The following is a 6,349-nucleotide window of genomic DNA, read 5'->3' as shown; positions in this document are numbered from 1 at the left end:
GACGGATAGAACAGCCAAAGTGACGGATAGAACCATCAAAGTGACGGAAAGAACCTTCGAAGTGACGGATAGAAATCAAAGCGACGGATAGAACAGCCGAAGCGACGGATAGAACCATCAAAGTGACGGAAAGAACCTTCAAAGTGACGGAAAGAACAGCCAAAGTGACGGATAGAACCGTCAAAGTGACGGATAGAAATCAAAGCGACGGATAGAACAGCCAAAGCGACGGATAGAACCATCAAAGTGACGGAAAGAACAGTCAAAGTGACGGATAGAACAGCCAAAGTGACGGATAGAACCATCAAAGTGACGGAAAGAACCTTCGAAGTGACGGATAGAAATCAAAGCGACGGATAGAACAGCCAAAGACGTGGATAGAACCATCAAAATCGTGGATAGAACAGCCAAAGTCGTGGATAGCCTTGTCAAAGCGACGGATAGAACAGCCAAAAACGTGGATAGAACCGTTAAAATCGTGGATAGCCTCGTCAAAGTGACGGAAAGAACCATCAAAGTGACGGAAAGAACAGTCAAAGTAACGGATAGAACAGCCAAAAACGTGGATAGAACCGTTAAAATCGTGGATAGCCTCGTCAAAGTGACGGAAAGAACCTTCAAAGTGACGGATAGAACCATCAAAGCGACGGATAGAACAGCCAAAGTGACGGATAGAACAGCCAAAGTGACGGATAGAACCGTCAAAAACGTGGATAGAACAGCCAAAGACGTGGATAGAACCGTCAAAAACGTGGATAGAACCGTCAAAAACGTGGATAGAACAGCCAAAGACGTGGATAGAACCGTCAAAATCGTGGATAGAACCTTCAAAGCGACGGAAAGAACCCCAAAATGCTCAGAACCCTTGTCATCTTGCCATAATTCGTGTTTTTCCTAAAAATACAATTGTATTTTTCAAAAGAATTTATTATTATTATAAGATAATTCATCGTAGAAAGAACTTCAGAAAGAGGCGTAATTTGTGGCAAATAAAGAATTAAACAGGGGATTAGATGCACGTCATATCCAAATGATAGCTCTTGGAGGTACTATTGGCGTAGGCTTGTTCATGGGGTCTGCTAATGCCATTCAGTGGACAGGGCCTTCCGTGCTCCTTGCATATGGTATAGCAGGTATATTTATTTTTTTCATTATGCGAGCAATGGGAGAAATGCTTTATATGGAGCCAAGTACAGGTTCCTTTGCAACGTTTGGCTATAAATATATTCACCCATTAGCCGGTTATTTAACTGCGTGGAGTAACTGGTTTCAGTGGGTTATTGTTGGGATGTCAGAAATCATAGCTGTAGGAACTTATATGCAATACTGGTATCCTGATTTACCAGCATGGATTCCTGGATTAATAGCAATGGTTATTTTAGGTGTTGCCAACTTTATTTCTGTTAAAACTTTTGGAGAATTTGAGTTTTGGTTTGCCATGATTAAAATTGTAACGATTGTTTTAATGATTATTGCAGGCTTCGGTCTTATTTTCTTTGGGATTGGTAATGGAGGCGTGGCAATCGGATTATCGAACCTTTGGGATCATGGAGGTTTCTTTACTGGCGGCTGGACAGGTTTCTTCTTTGCGTTATCATTAGTAGTTGCAGCCTATCAAGGTGTTGAGCTCATTGGGATTACAGCAGGAGAAGCGAAAAATCCTCAAAAAACTATAACGAATGCGATTCAAAGTATTATTTGGCGTATTTTAATATTTTATATCGGTGCAATCTTTGTCATTGTAACAGTTTATCCGTGGGATGAATTAGGTACGATTGGTAGCCCGTTTGTTGCAACTTTTGCAAAGGTTGGAATTACTGCTGCGGCAGGTATTATAAATTTTGTGGTCATTACAGCAGCAATGTCAGGCTGTAATAGTGGAATTTATAGTGCTGGACGCATGTTATATACGCTTGCCATGAATGGACAAGCACCTAAATTTTTTGCGAAGCTTTCTAGAAATGGTGTTCCAATATTCGGTACAGCAGGCGTGCTAGTTGGTTTGGTCATCGGCGTTATTCTAAGTTATATTGCACCAGGAAATTTATTTGTATATGTATACAGTGCTAGTGTATTACCAGGAATGGTTCCGTGGTTTATTATTTTAATCAGTCAAATCCGATTTAGAAAAATAAAAGGTGAACAACTTTCCAAGCACCCATTCAAAATGCCCTTAACACCATTTACAAACTATTTAACGATTGCCTTTTTAATAATGGTGCTAATCGGTATGTGGATTAATGATGATACTAGAGTTTCTCTTATTGTGGGAATTGTTTTCTTAGTTCTTGTGATCATGAGCTATTATGTTTTTAGGATTGGAAAAGATCGTCCTGTTAATAAATAATGATAAAAGGGTGTATTTCTACTATGAGATACATCCTTTTTATTTTTGTGATAGAGGTATTGTCCTTCAGCAAAGTTGATTTCCGTACCGACTTGGTGCTTTCCTAGGGGTGTCGGACCAACAAATGTTTTTTGCGCGAAAGTACAAGTATGTATCTTCTTGCATGCCACTCTGGTTAATAGTGATAAAGCAAAGCGACAGCACCAACGTAAGCAGAGAAATTGGCTCGGCGCTTGCCTACAGGAAAGAGAGTTGCTTGGAACGGAAATTATCCTATTTAAAGCGCCGAATTTTGTTGTACCGCACTACAAAAGGGACACTCCATTAATAATTGGATTGTCCCTTTCTTCTACTGTTCTTTTCTCATAATAAAGCTTAAATGTCTGCCAGCGTGTTTATCTTGGCGGTAGGAAAAACCATCTGGGCTAAGATATGTGCACGTTGAATCAATCAAAATTTGCTTAGAAGGAATACCTGCAAGCTCACATTGCTTTTTGACAGTTTGTTGATTGTCGATATGATATTTATTTGTTTCTGCATTGTAATACATAAAGTCCTCAGCATAGCCTAGATTGTGGAATTTTTCATAAACATCTGTATCCACCTCAAATTTTTGCTGACTAAGTGCCATACCGATTTGTACATGAAAATCTTGTGGATTACAATGCTCATGTTCCATCAAATGTTGGAAAAGCTTTGATGTTACTTCCTTGACAGTCCCTTGCCAGCCTGAATGAACCACGCCGATAAGGCCCTTGACTTCATTATAAAAAATGACAGGAACGCAATCCGCTGTAAAACTACATAAAAGTAAATTTGGCTCTACTGTATAAAGTGCATCGGTATTACTAATGGCAGTGTCCATTTGCTCAGCGCCGCGTCCTTTATCAGAAATGATAACTTTATGGAAATTAGCACTATGTGTTTGTTGCGTGCAAATAAAATTATTTAGGTCACAATTTAAAGTATATGCCAATTTTTTCCGGTTTTCCAGCACATCTGCTTCGTTCACACATGTATGAAGTGCCATATTGTTTAGTTCTAGCTCGATATCATCCTTTAAGGTAGTACCTGCGATAAATTGGTCATTATCAAAAAAAATTTTAGTTTTCATATCATCACCTCGTCTTACTATATATGATTGGTTCATGAATGTATAGGCGCTTACTTTTAAGATTTTAAGAGCTTTGAGTATTTACATATCCTTCTACAAATTTTTTAGACATAAAGAATAGATTTCTTCACATATAGTATCGAAGAATCATTAATGAGGGAAGGTGTATGGGTAAATGACTCAAGAAAAATTCCTACTGATCTGCCATTTTGCCATGTGGCTCTTTTGGATTATTACATATATATTAATTATCAAACAAGGAATACAGGATAAGAGATATGGGATGCCCATGGCCGCAATTTGTGCCAATATTTCATGGGAGTTTATTTTTTCATTTATGTATCCGCTAAATGACTTGCAAAGAATCCTTACTTTCCTGTGGTTTCTTTTGGATATCTTCATTCTGATACAATTTTTACTTTATGGGTATAAGGAGTATAAAAAAGTTATTCCGAGAAAGGTATTCTATTCATCTTTTTTCATAACACTCGTAGTAAGCTTTTTCACGATTTTAGCGCTGATGCATGAATTCAAAGATACAGCAGGCATATATGCCGCATTTTTCCAAAATCTAATGATGTCAGGGCTTTTTATTGCCTTATTCATACAAAGAGGGAACTTAAGTGGCCAATCAATGGGCATAGCCGTTTGTAAAATGGTCGGTACTGTGTTTGCAGCAGTGGGCTTCTATATGTATTTTAGAACACCATTGATTACTATTATTTCGCTTGCAATCTTTATTTATGATTGGATTTATATCGTATTAATCTATAGGTTTTATGTGAAATATGCTAAATAAAGATGTAACGTGTCCTTCATCTGCATTCTACAAAGTCATGTAACTTTGTAGAGTGTTTTCATTTTATAAACAAATAAAAATGATGAAATGAAACACACTATCAGCAATACACGAATAAGATGTCTCTGTAGTATGACGATAGGGTAGGTGTTTTATTTGAAAAAGAAGTGGATGACCACATTATGTATTATTTGTACAATTGGGCTAGTTGGCTGTCAGGGGAAATCTGAGGATGAGAATAAGCAAGTACAACAAATTCAAGAGTCAGAGCAAAAAGCGGATGATTTAAAAAGGCCTGTAACCTTAGAACAACCACAAACAGAGCCTGTCGTTGTTAAAATTGTGGATCCTTCTACGAAAACCATCATACAAACAATTTCACCGAAAGAAATGGGCTATGAAAATGATAAACAATCGTATACAAAACAAATTGAGCAATTAGCAAAAGAGTTGGCGAGAGGGAATGAAAAAACGGCAGGCTATGATAAGCGTATGATCCTCGATAAGCTGGACGATCAAGGAAAAATAATGAAAGGTAGTCCTTTAATTGTTTTAAAAGAAAGTGAATTAGTAGAGAGAATATTAGAAGCATCAGCTACCGGTGGTAAAGTGGAGATGCCTCTTTATATTACAGAAAGCGGATATTATTTAGAAGATATTCCTTTATTAGAAAACGTAGTTGTTGCATCCTATACAACTTACTTCAATACCCATGATGTAGGAAGAAATAAAAATATTGAGCTTTCTGCGAAGGCAATTAATAATGTTATCGTTGGAAGTGGAGATTATTTCTCGTTTAATACAGTCGTTGGACCTAGAGACGAAGCGAATGGATATCAGCCCGCACCAGAAATCATTAACAAAAAGGTTGTGATGGGCATTGGGGGAGGTATTTGTCAAACGTCCTCGACCTTATTTAACGCAGTTGATCAAATACCAATAAAATTTGTAGAACGTCATCACCATTCTTTAGATGTGGGGTATGTTCCAAAAGGAAGAGACGCTACAGTTTCCTATGGTGGCTTAGATTTTAGATTCCACAATACCAGTGATGTACCATTTTTGATAAAAGCTAACTATAGTAAAAACTCTCTTACAGTTGAGGTAAGAACAGCAGAAAAATATGTAGAAATCTTGAAAAAGTTGTAGTAGTTTTTTCAAAGGCACTTTAGCTTAAGGTGTCTTTTTTTAGGTGTCATGCTATAGTTAAATTGAGAAATTTCAGTATAATCGTGTTATGGAAGAAGGGGAAAAATAATGCATCCAAAACTACAGGCAGCAATAGATTCTATCGATTTTTACAAGGTTACATATCCAGATGATGCTTGTATTATAGTTGCTGATACTGAGAAGGTCATTGCCTACAAGCCAGGTAAACAAGTGGACTTAAAGATTAAAGTTGGAGATCCTGTAGCCAAGTATCGTGGAACAACAACTGAAAAGTCTCTAAGCCAAGGAAAGTTTATTAGGGAAGAGCGAGGTTCGGAGGAATTTGGACTGGCGTATATTGCATCTGCACAGCCTATTTTTGATGGTGGGAAAGTAATCGGTGTGTTAAGTGCCATTATTTCGAATGAAAAAATGGATGGTATGCGTTTATTAGCAACTGAGCTTTCGAGTGCTGTTGAAGAAATGACAGCAACGAATGAAGAGTTAGCAGTAGCAAGTGTAGATGTATCAAATCGCTTGGGAGAGCTATCCAAATTTTCGGAATCAATGACTGGCGATATTCAACAAATCAATACGATTGTTCATTTAGTAAAAGATTTAGCTATGAAATCTAAAATTCTTGGATTAAATGCTTCCATCGAAGCTGCTCGCTCAGGGGAGCATGGACGGGGCTTTGCTGTAGTAGCATCTGAAATACAGAAAATGTCGCAAAGTAGTACGGAAAGTGCCGATAGCATTACAAATCAATTAGAAAGCATTAAACAATCTATTGATCAAGTCAATGAATCAGCAAATCAAATCGCAACGTTTACCCAGCAATTTTCGGTGAGTATGCATGAATTAACCGATGCTTATAAAGGAATTAACAGCGCAGCAGAAAAATTAATGCATATTAGCGAAGCAAAGGCTTAACTAATAC

6 protein-coding genes are annotated in these 6,349 nt (G+C 37.5%); 5 read left to right on the top strand and 1 reads right to left on the bottom strand.

Annotation, left to right across the window (positions count from 1 at the left end):
• Positions 1-373 precede the first annotated feature (373 nt).
• Both ACQKN2_RS06890 and ACQKN2_RS06885 read left to right on the top strand, forming a co-directional pair.
• On the top strand, positions 374-898 hold the full coding sequence (locus tag ACQKN2_RS06890) for a hypothetical protein (RefSeq protein ID WP_427414316.1): 525 nt from the start codon (positions 374-376) through the stop codon (positions 896-898).
• Between the two features lie 84 nt (positions 899-982).
• A complete protein-coding gene (locus tag ACQKN2_RS06885; RefSeq protein ID WP_427414315.1) occupies positions 983-2,347 on the top strand; it encodes an amino acid permease in 1,365 nt (454 codons plus the stop codon).
• Between the two features lie 349 nt (positions 2,348-2,696).
• Here the strand turns inward: ACQKN2_RS06885 and pgeF are convergent, their stop codons facing one another.
• Positions 2,697-3,461 carry a peptidoglycan editing factor PgeF gene (pgeF, locus tag ACQKN2_RS06880; RefSeq protein ID WP_427414314.1) on the bottom strand — a complete coding sequence of 255 codons (765 nt, stop codon included), beginning with the start codon at positions 3,459-3,461 and terminating at the stop codon, positions 2,697-2,699.
• Positions 3,462-3,636: 175 nt separating this feature from the next.
• Between pgeF and ACQKN2_RS06875 the strand changes: the two genes are divergently transcribed.
• The 3 genes from ACQKN2_RS06875 (at position 3,637) to ACQKN2_RS06865 (ending at position 6,342) form a co-directional block, all read left to right on the top strand.
• Positions 3,637-4,260: a hypothetical protein gene (locus ACQKN2_RS06875; protein WP_427414313.1), complete on the top strand. Its 624-nt coding sequence runs from the start codon at positions 3,637-3,639 to the stop codon at positions 4,258-4,260.
• A gap of 156 nt (positions 4,261-4,416) precedes the next feature.
• Entirely contained in the window at positions 4,417-5,409 is a 993-nt protein-coding gene (locus tag ACQKN2_RS06870; RefSeq protein WP_427414312.1) for a VanW family protein, read from the top strand.
• Between the two features lie 108 nt (positions 5,410-5,517).
• A complete protein-coding gene (locus ACQKN2_RS06865) occupies positions 5,518-6,342 on the top strand; it encodes a methyl-accepting chemotaxis protein (protein ID WP_427414311.1) in 825 nt (274 codons plus the stop codon).
• The last annotated feature ends 7 nt before the right edge of the window (positions 6,343-6,349 follow it).

This window comes from Lysinibacillus sp. NPDC093688 (assembly GCF_050280145.1).
Lineage (GTDB): Bacteria > Bacillota > Bacilli > Bacillales_A > Planococcaceae > Lysinibacillus > Lysinibacillus xylanilyticus_B.
The sequence above is the reverse complement of the archived record's forward strand: the minus strand, read 5'-3'. Positions and strand labels throughout refer to the sequence as shown.

Bases quoted from the DNA above. Each gene is read 5' to 3' on its own strand.
- pgeF (WP_427414314.1), bottom strand. From the start codon at position 3,461: ATGAAAACTAAAATTTTTTTTGATAATGACCAATTTATCGCAGGTACT.
- ACQKN2_RS06875 (WP_427414313.1), top strand. From the start codon at position 3,637: ATGACTCAAGAAAAATTCCTACTGATCTGCCATTTTGCCATGTGGCTC.
- ACQKN2_RS06865 (WP_427414311.1), top strand. From the start codon at position 5,518: ATGCATCCAAAACTACAGGCAGCAATAGATTCTATCGATTTTTACAAG.